Here is a 19177-nt window from a genome sequence, read left to right as displayed (position 1 = left end):
AGCATGCTGCGAGCGATTATCGTGGATGACGAAGAGTTGTCTGTCAAACGTTTGAAAAGACTGCTGTCCGAAAGCAAGGATATCGAAACATGCCACACGTTTATGAACCCGTTGGAAGCTTACGAATATGCCAAGTCGAGTCCGGTAGATGTAGCGTTTCTCGATATTTCCATGCCGGAGCTTGACGGGATGGCGCTCTCGGGCCTGCTGCTCGACCTCGACAATGCCATGGATATCGTTTTTGTAACCGGTCATGACGAGTATGCGCTCCAGGCGTTCGATGCAAGCGCGCTCGATTATTTGTTGAAGCCCGTAACCGCCGAGCGGCTGGACAAGACGCTCGCCAAAATTCGCAAAAACCGTGGATACACCGCTGCCGAGCCGGCTTTGTCGGTTTTTCTATTCAACGGCTTGAGGCTGTGCCGGAGCCGGAAGGGGCAAGAGACGATCAGGCTGAGAAGTCCGAAAACCGAAGAACTGTTCGCTTTTCTCATGTTCCGGCGAGCCATCAGCCGGGAGGAAATCGTCGATACGCTGTGGAGCGACCTGGAAACGGACAAAGCGCTGAAAAATTTAAACTCGACTTTATACTATATCCGCAAGGCGATCGGCTCGGGGCAGACGGGCGATTGTATCGAGGCGGGCAGGCACGAAATCCGCATTGCGGAGAGCAGTCTTTATTGCGATTTGTACGAATTCGAGCGGCTGCTGAAGCAAATCAGATCGGCTCCCGAGCCAAGCGCTGATCTGTTCAAACGAGCGGAAGTGCTGTATACCGGCGAGTTTCTGAAAGGGAAGTCGTACGAGTGGGCCAGCGAGCAAACGCGCCGTCTCGAGCAAGATTACATCGAGCTGCTGGAAGCCGCTGCGAGATTTCACATCGGGATCCATCAGCCGCAGCAATCGCTTCGGTACTTTTGCGAAATTTTGAAATTGGATGCGATCCGAGAGGATATTAGCCATGAGGTCATCCGTTTGTATACAGAGCTGGGGAGAAAGCACGAGGCGTTTCAGCAATATCGGTTACTGGAGCAATCGCTGCAGCAAGAGCTCGGAACGAGGCCCGACCCTCGGGTTGAAGATTTTATTATGAAATTGATGCGTTAGGGCAAGCGATGCAAGAGCCTGCGAAATCACCAATTGATTTCGCGGGCTTTTCTTTTTTGGTGAGGGGGAATCCCGTTTCTCCAAGAATCGCTTGTTGATTCTCTGTTTATTGTGACTTTGTATAATAGGCTTGATTGCTGTCGAAAGAATGGGAATTATGGCGTATGCCGTCAAAGCTATTATTCATTGTAGGAGGACATCGGTTATGAATCGAAGAAAACTTTATTATTTTATGAGGAAATGGCATGCGATTGGCCTGGTTCTGCTTATGGCATGCGTGTGGTTGCTCCCCGTTCCGGCGCATGCAGCCGAAACATGGACGGTATATGGCAAGACAGGGCCGGTGGGAAGCGCGGATTTGGGCAAGTTCAATTCTCCGATGGGGTTGGCGGTAGACGGCAGCGGAAATTTGTATGTGGCCGATTCCAGCAACTATCGCGTTCAGAAGCTGGATGCGGCTAACGATTCATGGGGCAGTGTAGGAAAAGGCTCAGGGACTACTGCAGGACAAATGTACGGTCCTGCCGACGTGACGCTTGACAGCAGCGGGAATATATACGTGGCGGAGATCAGCAACAACCGCGTTCAGAAGCTGGACATCACGACCAATACATGGAAGGCGTGGGGTGGCACGGCTGCCGGCAGCGTGGCGGGCATGTTTAAACAGCCAAGCGGGATCGCTGTAGACGGCAGCGGGAACGTGTATGTGGCCGATACCGGCAATAACCGTATTCAGAAGCTCCCGGCGGGCAGCGATACATGGACCACAGTGAGCGTGAGCGGAGTGACCTGGAGCGCCCCGAGCGGTGTAGCGACAGACGGCAGCGGCAACGTATATGTGTCCGATACCGGCAACAATCGGCTGCTCAAGTTGTCGGCGGCCGGCGCCGTCTTGAATACTTGGGGAAAAAGCGGCAATGCGGCGGGAACGGCTTTGGGCGAGTTCAAAAGTCCGAATAAGGTGACCGTAAACAGCGCCGGCAATGTGTATGTGTCCGATACCGGCAATGGGCGCGTTCAGAAGCTGAGCGGGAGCACCTGGACCGCCATAGGCAAGAACGGCCCGGCTGCGGGAACCGGCTTGAACGAATTCAGCAGTCCTGTGGGAGTGGCGGTAGACGGTAGCGGCAATGTGTATGTGGCCGAAATGTCGAACCATGTCGTGCTGAAGTTGACCGGCGCGGCGCCGGTCGTGTTCGGGGGAGTGGAAGGGCCGGTCAGCGGCAACGCCTTGGGCGAGTTCAATACGCCTAACGGCATAGCGGTAGACAGCAGCGGTAATGTGTATGTGGCCGACGGGAACAACTTCCGGATTCAGAAGCTGCCGGCTGGCGACAGCACTTGGACCTCATTTGGCGTCGGCACCTGGGGAACCGGCAACGGCCAGTTTAAATTTGCTGCCGCTGTGGCGGTAGATAAGAGCGGGAATATGTATGTAGCGGATGCAAGCAATCATCGTGTTCAGAAGCTGTCGCCGACAGGCGCTTACGTAACCGCATGGGGCAACGGAACTGTTGTGGGAACAGGCCCGGGCCAGTTTAGCAACCCGAACGGCGTGGCGGTGGACAAGGATGGCAATGTGTATGTGGCCGATACGGATAACAACCGCATTCAGAGGCTGGCAGCGGCTGGTGGCTCATGGACTTCATACGGCAAGAGCGGCAACAGTACGGGAAGCGCTCTCGGCGAATTCAATAAACCGAAGGGGCTAGCCGTTGACGGCGACGGAAACGTATACGTAGCCGACTCGGAAAACAATCGCATCCAGAAGCTGACGGTATCCACGGGGGGATGGAGCGAGTGGAAAAAGACCGGCAGCGGCCCCGGAGTCTTCCTTAAGCCCAACGGCGTGGCGGTAGACGGCAGCGGCAACGTATACGTGGCCGACCTTGCCTATAATCGCATCCAGAAGCTGACGTTGGCTACAAATACGTGGAAAGTATGGAGCGACACGACACAAGCGGGAACCGACCCGGGTCGGTTTAACAATCCGACGGGAATAGCAGTAGACAGCAGTGGTGCGATTTATGTAACCGATAAAAATAACAACCGCATTCAGAAGCTGGTTATTACGATTGCCGCGCCGAACGCTCCGACCGGCGTAACGGCGGCAGCCGGAGACAGCCAGGCGACCGTCAGCTTTACGCCGCCGACAGACGACGGGGGAAGCGCAATAACAGGCTATACCGTGACGGCGAGTCCGGGCGGGAAGACCGCAACCGGGACATCGAGCCCGGTTACGGTGACAGGTTTGACCAATTTGACGGCGTATACGTTCACCGTTGTCGCTACGAATGAGAAGGGTGATTCGCCGCCTTCCGCGCCATCGGCGAGCATAACGCCGGCCACCGTGCCGGACGCTCCGACCGGCGCTGCGGCGACGGCCGGAAACAGTCAGGCGACCGTCAGCTTTACGCCGCCGGCAAACGATGGGGGAAGCCCGATAACGGGCTATACGGTTACTTCGAATCCGGGCGGAAAGATCGGCAGCGGAACAACGAGTCCGATCATGGTACCCGGCTTGACGAACGGCACGGCGTATACGTTTACGGTTGTCGCCAAGAATGCGATAGGCAGCTCGACGTCTTCCGCGCCGACGGCAAGCGTAACGCCGGTTGGGCCGCCCGGCGCCCCGATCTCGGTGAGCGCAGCGCCCCTGAGCGGCGCCGCGTTCGTCAGCTTTACGCCGCCGGCAAACGATGGAGGGAGTGCAGTAACAGGCTATACGGCGACCTCCATTCCAGGCGGCTTTACCGGCAGCGGGACGACAAGCCCGATCATGGTGTTCGGATTGACGAACGGCACGGCATATACGTTTACGGTTGTCGCGACGAATGAGAAGGGCGATTCGCCGCCGTCCGTGGCGTCGGGGAGCGTGACGCCGGCAGCTACGCCGGGCGCGCCTACAGGGGTAACGGCGACATCGGCGGTCAGCGGTCAGGCGACGGTCAGCTTTACGCCGCCGGCAAGCGATGGAGGAAGCGCGATAACGGGCTACACGGTGACGGCCAGTCCAGGAGGCATGACGGAAACCGGTACGGCGAGTCCGATCACAGTGTTCGGTTTGACGAACGGTACGGCGTATACATTTACGGTTGTGGCGACGAACGGAACGGGAAATTCGCTGCCGTCCGCACCATCGGATAGCGTCACGCCGGCTGGCGAACCGCACGCTCCGACTGCAGTGGCGGCAACGCCGGGGAACGGTCAGGCGTTCGTCAGCTTCACACCGCCGGTGAGTAACGGAGGAAGCGAGATAACAGGCTACACGGTAACGGCAAGTCCGGGGGGCATGACGGGAACCGGTACGGCGAGTCCGATTGCGGTTATGGGTTTGACGAACGGCACGGCATATACGTTCACGGTCGTGGCGACGAACGCGAAAGGGAATTCGCTGCCATCCGCCGCGTCGCTGAGTGTCACGCCGGCCGCCGCACCGGATGCGCCCACAGGAGTAACGGCGACATCGGCGGTCAGCGGCCAGGCGACCGTCAGCTTTGCGCCGCCGGTGAGTAACGGAGGAAGCGAGATAACGGGCTATACGGTGACGGCAAGTCCGGGAGGCATGACGGGGACTGGGGCGGCGAGTCCGATCACGGTGTTCGGTTTGACGAACGGCACGGCGTATACATTTACGGTTGTGGCGACGAACGGAACGGGAAATTCGCTGCCGTCCGCACCATCGGATAGCGTCACGCCGGTTGGTGTGCCGAACGCTCCGACCGGCGCGGCGGCGACGCCGGGGAACGGCCAGGCTATCGTCAGCTTTGCTCCGCCGGTGAGTAACGGGGGAAGCGCGATAACGGGCTATATAGTCACCTCGAATCCGGGCGGCTTTACAGGCACCGGAACCGCCAGTCCGATAACCGTCTCCGGCTTGATGAACGGTACAGCGTACACGTTCACGGTTGTGGCGACGAATGCGAAGGGAAATTCGGTGCCATCCGAGCCGACAGCGAGTGTTACGCCGACGGCTCCGCCAGCCGAAGCTCCGGTGCTGCAATCGGCCGCGGGCGGCGATGGGCAAGCAACGCTGGCGTGGAGCGCGGTAGCCGGTTCGACCGGATACAAAGTATTCCAAAGCGTGACGGCCGGAACGTATGGAACCGAAGTGGCGACTGTCGGCGAGGCGGTGTACAGTTACAAGGCGACAGGGCTGACGAACGGTGTGACATACTATTTTGCGGTGAAGGCGACGAATCCGGGAGGAGAGAGCGCCGCTTCCAATCAAGTGGGCGTGACGCCGCAAGTTTTGTCACCAGGAGCGCCGGTATTGCAGTCGGCTTTAGCCGGCAACGGGCAAGTTACGCTGGCATGGAGCGCGGTGACTGGCTCGACCGGGTATAAAGTGTTCCAAAGCGTGACGACCGGAACGTACGGAACCGAGATCGCGACCGTTGGCGGTGCTGTGTACGGCTACAAGGCGACCGGCTTGGCGAACGGAACGACGTACTATTTTGCGGTGAAGGCGACGAACCCGGGAGGCGACAGTGCCGCTTCCAACTTCATTAGCGCTATGCCGGTGAACGTGCCGGGAGCACCGACGGACGTTGTCGCGACGGCTGAGAACGGTGCGGCGACCGTGTCTTTTACCGCTCCCGAGGATCACGGGGGGAGCCCCATAACCGGATACGAGGTTACATCCTTGCCGGGAGACATCGTGGCAAGGGGGACGGACAGTCCGATACGGGTGCAGGGGTTACTGAACGAAACCAGCTACACGTTTATCGTCAAGGCGATGAATCAGGTCGGCGGCAGCGAGCCTTCCATCGCTTCCAACGCAGTTATACCAAAGGATCCAAACAGCGACAGCACCTCCCCAGGTACGTCAGCACCGACAACAGGAACCGCTACAGAGACACCAGGCACGGGGGTTGATGTTCTTATTAACGGCAAAGCAGAGAGCGCCGGCACGGCGACAACGGCTACGGTGAACGACCGGACGGTAACGACGGTAGCAATCGATCCTCATAAGCTGGAGGAGAAGCTTGCGGCGGAAGGACAGCACGCTGTCGTCACCATTCCGGTCATGACGGAAGCGGATGTCGTGATCGGCGAATTGAACGGCCAGATGGTCAAAAATATGGAGCAGAAGCAGGCGATCGTGGAGATTGTAACCGAGAAAGCCACCTATACGCTGCCTGCCCAGCAAATCAACATCCATTCGATATCGGAGCAGCTCGGACAAACCGTGGCGCTTCAAGATATTAAAGTGCGCATTGAAATTGCCGCGCCGTCAGCTGACATGGCGAAGGTTGTGGAAAGCTCGGCGGCCAGAGGGGAATTCGCCATCGTCGCTCCGCCGATCAACTTTACGGTGACAGCGATATATGGCGACACGACGATTGAAGTGTCCCGATTCGACGCGTATGTAGAAAGAAGGATCGCGATTCCGAGCGGGACGGATCCGGCGAACATAACGACGGCCGTAGTCGTGGAACCGGATGGAGCGGTTCGCCACGTGCCGACCCAAATCGTCGTCGCAGGCGGCATCTATTATGCAGTGGTGAACAGCTTGACGAACAGCGTCTACTCCGTCGTATGGCATCCGCAGCAGTTCAAGGATGTTGCCGGGCATTGGGCGAAGGACGCGGTGAACGACATGGGATCGCGCATGATTGTAAGCGGCGTCGGCAACGGCATGTTCAACCCGGACCATGAAATCACCCGTGCGGAATTCGCGGCGATTATGGTCAACGGTCTCGGACTGAGGCTGGAGAAAGGAACGTCGACGTTCTCCGACGTGAATGCGCCGGACTGGTACGCGGACGTTATCCAAACCGCCTACTCGGGCAAGCTGATCAGCGGATTTGAGGACGGCACCTTCCGTCCGACGGATTCCATTACGCGGGAGCAGGCGATGGCGATTATGGCGAACGCCATGAAGCTTACCGGTCTGAAAGCGAAGCTGCCATCCGTACAAGCGGGCGTATCGCTCGGCTCGTTCACAGATGAGAACAGCGTTGCGGAGTGGGCGAAGAGCGGAATAGCCGACTGCCTGCAGGCGGGCATCGTCTCGGGCCGGGATGGCGCGCATCTCGACCCGAAAGCGTACGTGACAAGGGCAGAAGTTGCTGTCATGATACAGAAACTGCTGCAATATTCGGAACTTATTTAAAAGCGTGGTGAAAAAGGCGTCCGCTGTGCGAACGGATCATTCCGCTTAGTTTTTCATCGGACTTTTAAAGCTTGTGCAGACTGCTCCTTAACTGCTTATAAAGCGGGTTGAGGGGCAGCTTTGTTGTGCACGGCAGCAGTTTGCTGATGTTGCGAGCGGAGCCACCATTTTCGCTCAAGGAATCTATTTTTTGAATCGACTGTAAGCGGAAAAATTATAAATAATCTCATTACGAAAATGGGAGGAATGAGGTTTGGCGGGCGGGGGATATAAACTCTAGCACTGCAAGGTTCGACGAATGCCGAAAGTCTATTAATTATACGTTTGCTTCGCATATGGTAGACTCCAATGAACAATTATTCAAGAATTTCACCGGAGTGCATAACTATGATTTGAAAACGCATACATTATTCCGCATACACAATTTACAAAAATATACATTAATGTTACTATTAAACTATCTCTACTGATTCTCTGGCCAGAAATCATAGAAATAATTTTATGAGAGGAGCAATTTCTACTATGAAATTCCCCAAAAAAATATATGTCACATTAGTTGTACTATCCTTATTGCTTGTGTCTTCTAATTCGGCTTTCGCTTATACATACTTAGGTGGAAAACATTCGTCCACTAACCTGACCGGGGTTATCAAGTCAGGTCTCAATTACCCGTATAGTACTTTATTTTTTAACGCTGTTCAGGATTGGGATAATGCTGGATCGGAATTAAACGTTGGTGTGTCTTATGGAGGAGGGGGGAATATTTATATTGGTGGAGATAGCTTTGGAAATGTTGGTTGGAATGCTCAATGCACTAATTATCGTGAATTCATTTGGTGGGGAGATTACACAAGTTCCGTAATCGATGTCAACTACTCTAGCATGGACGGAAGATCCGATGAGTATAATAAATCAACGATTTCACACGAATTAGGACACGCGTTTGGACTTGATCATACTAATGATCCAGCTACAATAATGTATACCTACGGAAATCCTAGTCGAACTGTCACGACCCCACAAGCAGATGATATAAATGGAGTTAACAATTTATACTAATATCCTGAAAGGATGGGTTCGATATGATAAATTCTGTTCGTAGAATCACATTTCCACGACTAGTTTTAATAGCCCTGATACTCGCGGCCATCATTATTTACACTTTTAATATACCAATCTATACGGTCGAATCACATGGTGAAATCTCGGACCAATATAATTCTATTCAAGAATTAAATGATAGTGCCGATTTGGTTGTACTGGCAGAGGTAGGAAGCACAAAAGGGTTCAAATACAAGGAGGTTCCCTTTACACTTTCGTTAATGAGTATAAGCAAAGTTATTAAGGGAGAAAAGAAGCAAAACGATACTATACAAGTTCTTGAAACGGGCGGAATTATTAATAATGTTGAATATACTTTTGAGGAAACAAAAGCTTTGAAAAAGCAAGACAAAGCAGTACTATACCTAAAAAAATATGTCGGACCGATTGTTAGCGGCGATGCATACGTTGTGCTCGGTGTTTTTCAAGGCAAATTCAAAGTTTCCGAAACAGGCGAAGTTATTGGGAGTAGTAAACATTTATCAGACAACTTGAAAAAAATCAAGACATTAAAAGATTTAAATCTATAGCATTAGAAAATAGCCTCCATCTTTTATTGGAGGCTATTTTTGATTGAGTCTACGGAGTGTGTCTTGTGGACAAACAAATCGGGACAGCAGTCGTAGGAGAAGTAATATATGCTGTCAAGCCGCGGCAAAAAGACCTTCGCCCATATGAGCGAAGGTCTTTCCTATAACAATTCTTGCACATTACTCTGACACGGTGCCGAGCTTTTGCTTCGCGGGCTTTGAATACATTTTGTTCAGCACGATCGTTTGCACAATAATGAAAATTCCTCCGACCGACCAGTACAGCGGCAGCGCGGCTGGCATGGCGAAGGCTAAGGCGCCCATCATCATCGGAGACAGCAGTCCAAGAAGCGCCATCGGATTGTTTTGGCCTGGCTGCTGCTGATGTTGTGCTGCGATGGATTGCGACACGCGAAATTGTACATAATAGACAGCGGCTGCAATGAACGGCAATATTTTGTCCGGCTGACCGAGGCTAAACCAGAGAAAGTCGTGCGCCGCAATTTCCGGTGTACGCTGTATGGCATAGTAGAACGCAAGCGTAATCGGCAGCTGCAACAGCATAGGCAGGCAGCCGATGTTGAGCGGATTGACTTGATGCTTCTGATACAACTGCATCATTTCCGTTTGCCTTTGCTGCTGTTTCTCCGTACTTTTCTCGTTCTTGTACTTTTCCTCAAGCGCCTTGATTTCAGGCTGAAGCAGTGCCATTTTCTCTCTCATGCTTGTCTGCTTTTTGGTGGAATTCATCATCAGCGGCATAATGGCGAGTCGGATGATGAGGGTCATCAGCACGATCGATAGCCCGTAGTTTCCGTCAAACGTATTCGCTACAAAGGTAATCAGCAGCGAGAAGGGATAGATCAAATAGTGGTTAAATACACCCGGCGATTGGGCATTAATCGGATTATGCGGATCTGATGCCGCGCATCCGCCCAGGATTAGCAGCATCAGGATTAAAGTTAGCAAAGCGAATAAGCGTCTTTTGGTGTTCATATAAATCCTCCCTGTTTGTTGTTATACAACCTACAAGGGGGGAGTAGTCTGTGTCATCGTTAGGTGCTTCCTTGCGCCTTATGGTACGAGAAATCCATCGGTGCAGGTACTTGGGCAGGATCAGTCTGCTCGGTACGATCGATATGGCGCTCGTATCGGCATCGCTATAGTTCCAGTAAGGTTCCTTTGCAGAAAGGAGCATGAAAGGAAGGAACGCCAAGGACATGACAAGTCCGATGGAAAAGATAAACTGGGCCAAATCGATATAAAGTTCCAACCGATTCACCTCCCTATGCGAAGAGATATGAAAGATTATATCATGGCACATTACCGATTCCTAGTGGAACGCATGTCCAAGAACCGCAGGCCGCTAGATTGATAGGTTTACGTAACGGACAATGTGCGGTTTCCCCACCATGGTGCCCCAAATATAAAGGCTGCTTTGAAACGGAGTGCGAGCACCGCTTACAAAACAGCCCAGTCACCTATTGGCAGCGTTCTTCAGTTGATATCCCTAATTTTTTATAGTTCAGAGTCAAGACTGTACACATATGCAGCGACTTCTTCATCTTGTACACAACCGCAGAAACAAGAAGAAGGCTTCTTCGCCTGAGTTTATGGTTCGGGGGCAAAAATCATAATGCATTTCCTCAGTGGCTACATAACGTTCCGGCTATGGAAGACGCTCCCTCATGAGTAAATTAAAATTTGAATGGACTGGCACATTACCAGCTTCGGATCCCTATGGAGCCTGGCGCATGGCGAATGATATCGCCGAACAATCCAATCCGCTTTCGTGTAAATGCGAAGCGGAGGATAAAGCTGAAAGAACAAATGCAGCCCGCCTCAGAGAGCGGACTGCATTTATTTGCTTTACGCCACATGTTTAGACGGAATCCCAAGCGATTTTGTGCTCTCACAAAATGAAATGGTCAACAATCATACACCCTGCGCCAATCGCCGCTCCGTTATATGTCGATTGCGGCTTGCTGAACGTAACATGGCATTTGGGGTAATGCAGGAGACGCTGTCTGGCGGTCTGGACTACGGTATCGTAAAGGAATGGGTGAGACGCCATAAAGCCGCCGATAATGACGGTGTCGATATGATTCATGAAGACCAGGTTAGAGATGCCGATGCCGTAATAGGAAGCGGCCTTCTCTACAACATCGCGGCATAAACGATCGCCTTGCTCCACGGCGTGCAGGATCTCTTCCATGTGCACACGCTCGATAGGGTCGGCCATGTCTGTGACGAGCGACGCTTCTCCTTGCTTGATTCGCTTTACGACTTCGCTTCGGATGGCAGGGATGGATGCATAAGTCTCCAGGCAGCCGAATGCCCCGCATTGGCATTGCGGACCGTGAATGTCTATGACGGTATGTCCGAAAGAATCCTCCATATAGCCGTTATTGCGAAGCAGCTGGCCGTTCGCAATCATCCCGCAGCGAAGGCTGAAGCCGGACACCGTGTATGCAAGACTATCGGTGTCTTTCCAGTAGTTTTTCCGGTACTCGCCGAGCGCGGCCAGAACCGAGCCGTTATTCAATTTGACCATGGTGTTAAAACGATGCTGGAGCTGCTCAGCGATCCGGACATGAGCCCAATCGTCGGTCAAGTAAAGATTGGACTGGATAATACCGGCCTTCGTATCGAGGGAACCGGCAGCGGCAATTCCGATGCCAAGCAGCTCGCTGGAGGCAATGCGTTCAGTCAAGATCCACTCAATCTCGGAAACAATAAACTGCAACGTCATTGCAGCCGTACAATTCGCATCCATCTTCAGGACACGCTCATGAAGCACATCCAGATTCAGATTGAGCAGGACGACTCTTGTATAGCCTTGAGCAATGGCGACTCCGATCACGTAGCGATAATTGGAATGGATCGTATAAAGGAAAGGCTTTCTCCCACCGCTTGATTCCCCGACGCCGTTCTCGCAAATAAGCTGAGCTTCCAGCAGTTCTTCCACAAGCCGGACGCAAGACGGATACTTATATTTTGTCATGTCTACAAGTTCCGCCATGCTGACGATGTGGTGTTTGCGAATGAGGCCGTATACAAGCTTTAAGCTTTTCATCTTCGAAGAAAGTGTTCTCCCAACAAAGTCTTCGAGCACAGTTGTCACCCCGCATCCAATTGGATAATAGTGGCGGATCAGCCGAATCGTTCTCAACTCTATCATCTTATCATATTTCATTTTTTTTCTGGAAGGCCGCTTGGTTATCCGGATATTCGCGGGTTAAGCCTGCGGAATTACCGGTTCTGGCTATAATTGAATCCGTTTCGCGTGAGGTGGCGAATCGTTTATTTCCATTGGTCTATAGTGAATGTAGGTCTTAAGGATTATATCATGAAACCAAATGACTATAATCTTTTTATAAAAAATATAAAAAGTTATTGAAAGACGGCATAATTTCTCATATGATGAAGCTATATTGTCGACTTTAGTCGAATATAGGGGTGGATATATGGAGAGTGAGGCGGTAAGTGGTCAAGTTGGGAAATGCGTAAGGCGTAACAAACGAAAGCGTTGAAGGGGAGAAGCAAATGAAATATGGAAAAACGACAGCTTTACTATGCATCCTACTAACCTGGATAAGCTTGTCGTCAGGGTTATTCATGACGAATGTGGCGAAAGCGGACCCGTCGCCGCCATTTGCCGGAGGGAGCGGAACGTCTTCCGATCCGTATATCATCATGACAGCGGAACAGTTGAACAGCATAAGGGACGCTGTAGACAAGTCGTTCAAGCTCGGCGCGGACATCGATTTGACCGCGTTCCTCTCGGCTTCCGGGGCCGGCTACAATAGCGGCAAGGGCTGGATGCCCATCGGGAGCAATCCCGCCTTTACAGGGACGCTGGACGGGAACGGGCATACGATAACCGGACTGTTCATCTCCCGGCCGGGCGGCAATAATCAGGGGCTATTCGGCATCGTAGGCGCTGGCGGACAGCTCCTGAATATTGCATTGAAGAATGTCGATGTTACCGGCGGCTATATTGCCGGAGGGCTGGTTGCCTCGAATAAGGGGACAGTGGAGAACAGCTATGTGACGGGAAGCGTTGCCGGCAAATCGGACCCGATGGGTATGGGCATGCCCTCGATTATACAGAGCACCGGGGGCCTCGCTGGGGAAAATTCCGGAGCAATCATCCACAGCTATTCGAGGGGAACGGTAAAAGGCGACAATATGGTCGGCGGTTTGGTTGGCGAGAACAGAGGGACGGTCAGCAGCAGCGCTTCCACCGCCGCGGTAGATGGCCGGGATCGAACAGGCGGGCTTGTCGGACAAAATAACGGCCACAAATCGCCAGGCTTCATCGGATTGGTTCAAAACAGCTATGCGACAGGTTCCGTGACGTCCGCTTACGCATCCCAATATTCGTCCATCGGGGGGCTCATCGGTATATGCTTTGACGGAGCCGAAGTCATAAACAGCTATGCAGCGGTTACGATCAACGTGCCTTCCGCGGCCAGAACCGGAGGATTGATCGGGTACATTGCGGATCATACGCACAGCAGTCCCGGAGATGCGTCGATGTATCCCAATACGACGATCGTGACTAGCAGCTACTGGGATACGGAGAAATCGGGGATCGGGACGAGCATTGAGGGCACCGGGAAAACGACGGCGCAAATGAATACGCAGGGCACGTTCGCGGGATGGGATTTTACGAACCTCTGGCAAATGGCCGGTGGCAAAAATGACGGTTATCCTTACATATTCGAATTCCCTCCGGACAAAACGGCGGCGAGCGGCCTCACAGTCACGTCCAGCGACGCTGCGGGCGCCGGCAATGACGGGAAGACGATACTTGCGGTAACGCCAAGTGTTGCTGCAGGCAATAAGCTGCAGTACAAAAACTTTGGCAGCGCGACCGTGACTGTGCCGTTCGAAGGCGACCCGTTGACAGACTATACGGACCTGCCGAGCGGAGGAGTCGTGACCGCGGTGAACGGCGATCATATCGGCGTCGCGGAAGTAGACGGCTCGAATGTCGTCATCAAGTTTGGTCATACGACGGCGGTCGTCGCCAATGAACCGAAAACCTATACCATAGAAACGGTCAGCGACCAGACGCTCACGGGAATGACGATCGGGTATAGCGCAGGCTCCCAGGAAACGAAGTCGATCACTGTCACACGCACGGGCACGGGCGATCTGCTGCATCTGTCCGTGTCGCTAAGCGGAACCCATGCAGGCCGGTTTGCCATCTCTCAACCGACGGCAACGACGCTGGATGCCGCGACCACATCGACGGTCTTTACGGTAAGCGCGAAAGACGGATTGGCGGCAGGGACTTATACTGCCACCGTTACGATAGCGGCCGACAGCATGACGAGCGCGACGTTTCAAGTAACGCAGCAAGTGCTGCAGTTGAAAGGCGATGCGAACGGAGACGGAGCGGTGACTCCGGCGGACGCACTGATCATCAACAAGTATTTGAAAGGACTCGTTACGTTGACGGAAGAGCAGAAGCTGATTCTGGACATGAATGACGACGGCAAGATCGATGCCGTGGATGCGAAGATGATTCTCGATGTATATACGAGCAAGGGGGCCTGAGCGAATGGGGAATAGCAGATCAACAAGGACAGAACGCTTGGCCCGACAGTTTCTTTGTATCCTGATGGTGCTGTGTATGATCGCGTCCTTCGCTCCGGCAAGTCAGGCCCGGCCGGCGAATATCATTGAAGCGGGGAGCGTAACGGGCGTGGTGGGGGACACGGTCGATGTTCCGGTCTATGTTACTCCGGCAGACGGGGTATGGAAATACGATATCACGGTTGCATACGATCCTGACGTGCTTGAATATGCGGGCATATCGGATGAGGCGTCATCTGCCAGCTTTGCTCCGGTCACGACGCTGGCGGGGCAAATCCAAGTGAAGGCTTCCGAGTTTGGACTATTATCTTATATTATAGAAAAACAAAAGATATTTACCGTTCGTTTGAAAGTTAAATCGTTGAATGGAAGTTCGGCAGCCGTACCTGTGAACTTGTCCGGTACGGTGACAGAAGACACCGCTCCTGTAACAGCAGCAGCTATCCCGGGCCAAGTAACGATACAACATGCCGCAGTCGTGCAAATCGGCAGTGTAAGCGGACAGGCCGGGACGACAGTAGAGGTGCCGGTAACGGTCGTCAATGCAACGTACGGTATCGCATCCTACGGCATGCAGGTCGACTTTGACAAGCAGGCGCTGGAGGTCGTCTCCATTCAGGAGGCGGCGGGCGGCGGGTTGTTTTCTTCCAACTTCAACAATACGCAAGGCTGGTTAAGAACGGCATGGGCTGATATCGAAACGGGCAACCGCGCGCTGGGCTCGGGTCAGAGGCTCTTTACCGTGACGTTCAAAATTAAAAATTCGGCAGCTTCGGGTGACACGGCGCTTACTGTAAACGGACAAGATATCCGGCATGTGACCTTCACCGATTCGTCGGGGGCGGAGATGAAGAAAACCATAACGGAAGGCAAAGTGACGGTATCGTCTGCGACCTTTACGATTGCAGCGATTGCCAATCAGACGGCAGCCCCGCTTCTTCAGGGGTACGCAGCCGGTACGCAAGAAACCCAAACAATTCAAGTAACGAATACCGGCACAGGCCAATTGACCCATCTGGCCGTCGTACTTGGCGGTGCTCATGCCGATGCCTTCGAAGCGACACAGCCAATCGCGACAACGCTGAATAGCGGAGCATCTCCGACAACGTTCACCGTGAAAGCGAAGGACGGCCTGACCGCAGGCACGTATACAGCGACTATCACCATCTCCGCGGATGACATGAACGATGTGACATTGACGGTAACACAAGTCGTTCATTTGCCGAATGCCCCGGCCAACCCGCTCAATCTTGCGGCTGCCGCAGGAGATCGGTACGTACAATTGACTTGGGACACGGTTACAGGCGCGACATATTACAACCTGTACATGTCGACCGTTTCCGGGAAGTTCGATTCTGCTGCGGCCGCAACGGTAACGGATGCCGCCTATCGTGTTCAACAGCTGATGAACGGAACGACGTACTATTTCGTTGTGAAAGCTGGAAACACGGGCGGTCTAAGCGCGGCATCGAACGAAGCCGGCGCGACTCCGGCCACAGTGCCGTCAGCGCCAGCCAGCGTTACCGCGACAGCCGGCAGCAATCAAGCGACAGTAAGCTTTACCGCGCCAACCCGTGATGGAGGCAGCGCAATTACGGGCTATGAGGTAACGTCTTCTCCAGACGGCGTTGTGCAGAGGGGGACGTCAAGTCCGATCATCGTCACCGGCCTAACGGGCGGAACAAGCTACACGTTTACGGTGAAAGCCGTTAACCGTATAGGAAGCAGCATGGCATCACCGGCTTCCAACGCGGTGACTCCGGTAGCTCAGGACAATGAAGAACCGTCCCAGCCGTCTGGCACAACCGGAGGGACACCTTCCCAGCCAGCTGTAGAGGAGCCGGAGAAGGCAGGCGTCGATATTTGGGTTAACGGCAAGGCGGAGCGAGCGGGGACCGCAACGACAACGACGGTGAATGACCGAACGGTTACAGCGGTAGCAGTCGATCCGTCCAAGCTCGATGCGAAGCTGGCGGCGGAAGGCGAGCATGCGGTCGTCACGATTCAAGTCAACGGAGGATCGGATACGATCATTGGCGAGTTGAACGGCCAGATGGTCCAGAACATGGAGGCAAAGCAAGCGATTCTGGAACTGAAGACAGATCACGCGATCTATACCCTTCCTGCGCAGCAAATCAATATGGGCTCGATCTCCGAGCAGATCGGCAAGTCGGTAGCGCTCCAAGATATTAAAATATATATCGAGGTGGCCAAGCCGGCAGCGGATACGGTGAAAATCGTTGAGAATTCGGCATCTAGCGGACAATTTACTATCGTAGCTCCGCCGATCGATTTTAAGGTGACGGCCACATATGGTGACCAGATCGTTGACATCTCGAAGTTCAACACCTATGTTGAACGAGCCATTGCTATTCCGGAAGGCGCGGACCCTAGTAAAATCACGACAGGTGTTGTGATCGATCCGGACGGGACGGTTCGTCACGTGCCTACCCAAATCCAGGTGATCGACGGCAAGTACTACGCCTTGATCAACAGTTTAACCAACAGCACGTACTCGGTCGTGTGGCACCCGGTCACGTTCAGCGATGCGGCCAATCATTGGGCGCAGGGCGCGATCCATGACATGGGATCAAGAATGGTTATCCAGGGCACGGGAGCCGGTATGTTTAGTCCCGATCAAGACATTACCCGTGCTGAATTCGCCGCGATTCTCGTTCGCGGACTTGGACTCAAGCCGGAGCGGGCGACAACGCCTTTCACGGACGTGAGCGAGTCGGATTGGTATAGCAGCGCGGTGAACACCGCATTTGCGTATCGGTTAATTACCGGCTTCGAAGACGGCTCGTTCCGCCCGAATGACAAGATTACTCGCGAGCAGGCGATGGTTATTCTTTCCCAGGCGATCGCGATCACCGAATTGAAACAAAAACTGAGCTCCAAGCCGGGAGCTGCGCTTGAATCGTTTATGGATGCTGATGCGGTTTCGAGCTGGGCGGCGAGCGGTATTGCGGATTGTCTGGAGCTTGGCATCGTTTCGGGCAGATCGTCTGTAGAGCTGGCACCCCAAGCTTTCATGACGCGAGCAGAGGTGGCCCATATCATTCAAAGACTTTTGCAGCAATCCGGACTGATTTGATCGGTCATCCAATCGGGATCGCGACATATTTATGAAAAAGGCAGTAAAGAGCTCATAAGATGGAGTTCTTTACTGCCTTTCTACTATTATATAAGCAAAGTGTGGATATTTGGCTGGACTGCTCGATTTGAGGTACGCGGCACTCTAATCCGCCATCCGAACCGAATTGTGACAAATGTTACATTGGTGCCGTCACGAATTGTGATATGCTCAAGGCATGTTTTTCCAGCCGGGGATTATTCTTAGAAACAGGGAGGCTGCTCGGCTGTGCGTACGGTGGCTTTACCAAGCTATGGGGATTAAAGAAATCATCGGAGGTCGAATCTTATGGCGGCAAAAACAAGAGTAGTCATGATCGGAGCGGGAGCGGTCGGATCGACGACAGCTTATACGCTGCTGTTGCGCAATCGGATGGATGAGCTTGTGCTGATCGACGTCAATCATAAGAAAGCCGAGGGCGATGCGCTCGATATGAATCACGGCATGCCGTTTCTGGGCGGGGCCAAAGTGTGGGCAGGCACGTACGAAGATTGCCGCGATGCGGACATTATTATCATTACGGCGGGAGCCGCGCAGCGGGAAGGCGAATCCCGCGTCGATCTGCTCAGGCGCAACGTCGCCATCTTCGACAGCATTATCGAGGAAGTCATGAAATTCAACGATCACGGCATTTTGCTGATCGCTACGAATCCCGTGGACATCATGAGTTATTTTTCCTGGAAAAAGCTGCAATGGCCCGTCCACCGGGTCATCGGCTCGGGCACGCTGCTCGACAGCGCGCGGTTCCGCTATTTGATCGGCGATAAATTGAACATCGATCCGCGCAGCGTACACGCCCATATTATCGGCGAGCACGGCGACTCCGAGCTTCCGCTGTGGAGCTTGGCCAACGTGGCCGGTTCCGAGGTGCAGCTAAGCGAAGCCGAGCGCGAGGAAGTGTTCGTCAACACACGGGATGCCGCATACCAGATCATTAGTGCCAAGGGTGCCACCTACTATGCAATCGCACTGGCGCTGGACCGAATCTGCACCGCCATTCTGCGCGACGAGGGTGCGGTGCTGAACGTCTCGACGCTGCTGCACGATTACCATGGCGTATCCGATGTGTTCCTCGGCGTGCCGTGCGTTGTGGATCGGTCCGGGGTGCGCAAGGTCATCGACATTCCGATTACCGCCGAGGAGAAGGAATTACTTCATCGTTCGGCTGACAAGCTGAAAGGTCTAATCGCGTCCATCGCTTCGGATTGATCATTGATCATACGGTCGCGGGAATAAGAAGAAACAATACCCCGCCTGCGGTTTAACAACTTTGGGCGGGTTTTGCTTTGCCTGCGGCTATTCTGATGTATACACGCCTACGGTTTCTCGCGTTGGAAGGTTGCCTTGTGCTCTGAATCGAACGTTATTGCCGGTGGTCGCCGTCAAGCCCATTGCTCCTTGTGCATCCTTCCTGATCTGGGGAGTTGTGGTATAATTACATGCTCGGATATAACCATAACTCAACTTTCGCAGCTTGAAATTGGCAAATAAGCCTTGATGTAGCTAGGCAAACCGGCAGTCCAATTCTGGAGTTGACGATGAATTAGCATTGAGATTCGCTTTCCTGCCTTCGCGGCA

Annotated in this window: 11 protein-coding genes; 8 read left to right on the top strand and 3 right to left on the bottom strand. The window is 53.5% G+C overall.

Features of this window, described 5'->3' with window-relative positions:
* The first annotated feature begins 3 nt into the window (after window positions 1–3).
* The 4 genes from KXG62_RS24105 to KXG62_RS24090 all read left to right on the top strand — a co-directional run bounded on the left by KXG62_RS24105 (window position 4) and on the right by KXG62_RS24090 (window position 8856).
* On the top strand, window positions 4–1107 hold the full coding sequence (locus KXG62_RS24105; protein ID WP_218094576.1) for a response regulator: 1104 nt from the start codon (window positions 4–6) through the stop codon (window positions 1105–1107).
* Window positions 1108–1312: 205 nt separating this feature from the next.
* Window positions 1313–7225, top strand: coding sequence for a fibronectin type III domain-containing protein (locus KXG62_RS24100; protein ID WP_218094575.1), 5913 nt, complete (start codon window positions 1313–1315; stop codon window positions 7223–7225).
* A gap of 522 nt (window positions 7226–7747) precedes the next feature.
* Window positions 7748–8284, top strand: coding sequence for a matrixin family metalloprotease (locus tag KXG62_RS24095; RefSeq protein WP_218094574.1), 537 nt, complete (start codon window positions 7748–7750; stop codon window positions 8282–8284).
* Window positions 8285–8307: 23 nt separating this feature from the next.
* Window positions 8308–8856, top strand: coding sequence for a hypothetical protein (locus KXG62_RS24090; protein ID WP_218094573.1), 549 nt, complete (start codon window positions 8308–8310; stop codon window positions 8854–8856).
* Between the two features lie 180 nt (window positions 8857–9036).
* On the opposite strand, the gene yidC is transcribed toward KXG62_RS24090, so the two are convergent.
* Window positions 9037–9852 carry a membrane protein insertase YidC gene (gene yidC, locus KXG62_RS24085; protein WP_218094572.1) on the bottom strand — a complete coding sequence of 272 codons (816 nt, stop codon included), beginning with the start codon at window positions 9850–9852 and terminating at the stop codon, window positions 9037–9039.
* Window positions 9764–10129 carry a hypothetical protein gene (locus KXG62_RS24080; RefSeq protein WP_218094571.1) on the bottom strand — a complete coding sequence of 122 codons (366 nt, stop codon included), beginning with the start codon at window positions 10127–10129 and terminating at the stop codon, window positions 9764–9766. The genes yidC and KXG62_RS24080 overlap by 89 nt, the downstream gene beginning before the upstream one ends.
* 415 nt (window positions 10130–10544) lie before the next feature.
* Here KXG62_RS24080 and KXG62_RS24075 point away from each other — a divergent pair, with 415 nt between their 5' ends.
* Window positions 10545–10742, top strand: a complete 198-nt coding sequence (locus KXG62_RS24075; protein ID WP_218094570.1) for a hypothetical protein — start codon at window positions 10545–10547, stop codon at window positions 10740–10742.
* Between the two features lie 26 nt (window positions 10743–10768).
* Here KXG62_RS24075 and KXG62_RS24070 read toward each other — a convergent pair whose 3' ends face one another.
* Window positions 10769–11860, bottom strand: a complete 1092-nt coding sequence (locus KXG62_RS24070; RefSeq protein ID WP_218094569.1) for an ROK family protein — start codon at window positions 11858–11860, stop codon at window positions 10769–10771.
* Between the two features lie 542 nt (window positions 11861–12402).
* On the opposite strand from KXG62_RS24070, the gene KXG62_RS24065 reads away from it, so the two are divergent.
* From KXG62_RS24065 to KXG62_RS24055, 3 genes are all read left to right on the top strand, one after another.
* Window positions 12403–14424, top strand: coding sequence for a dockerin type I repeat-containing protein (locus tag KXG62_RS24065; protein WP_218094568.1), 2022 nt, complete (start codon window positions 12403–12405; stop codon window positions 14422–14424).
* A gap of 4 nt (window positions 14425–14428) precedes the next feature.
* Window positions 14429–17560 (top strand): S-layer homology domain-containing protein, encoded by a 3132-nt coding sequence (locus KXG62_RS24060; protein WP_246627612.1) that lies wholly within the window; start codon window positions 14429–14431, stop codon window positions 17558–17560.
* A 327-nt stretch (window positions 17561–17887) separates the two neighbouring features.
* Window positions 17888–18808, top strand: coding sequence for an L-lactate dehydrogenase (locus KXG62_RS24055; RefSeq protein WP_218094566.1), 921 nt, complete (start codon window positions 17888–17890; stop codon window positions 18806–18808).
* The last annotated feature ends 369 nt before the right edge of the window (window positions 18809–19177 follow it).

The sequence above is a fragment of the Paenibacillus solanacearum genome (genome assembly GCF_910593845.1).
Taxonomy (GTDB): Bacteria; Bacillota; Bacilli; order Paenibacillales; family NBRC-103111; genus Paenibacillus_G; species Paenibacillus_G solanacearum.
This window is presented reverse-complemented; position numbering and strand designations above follow the sequence as displayed.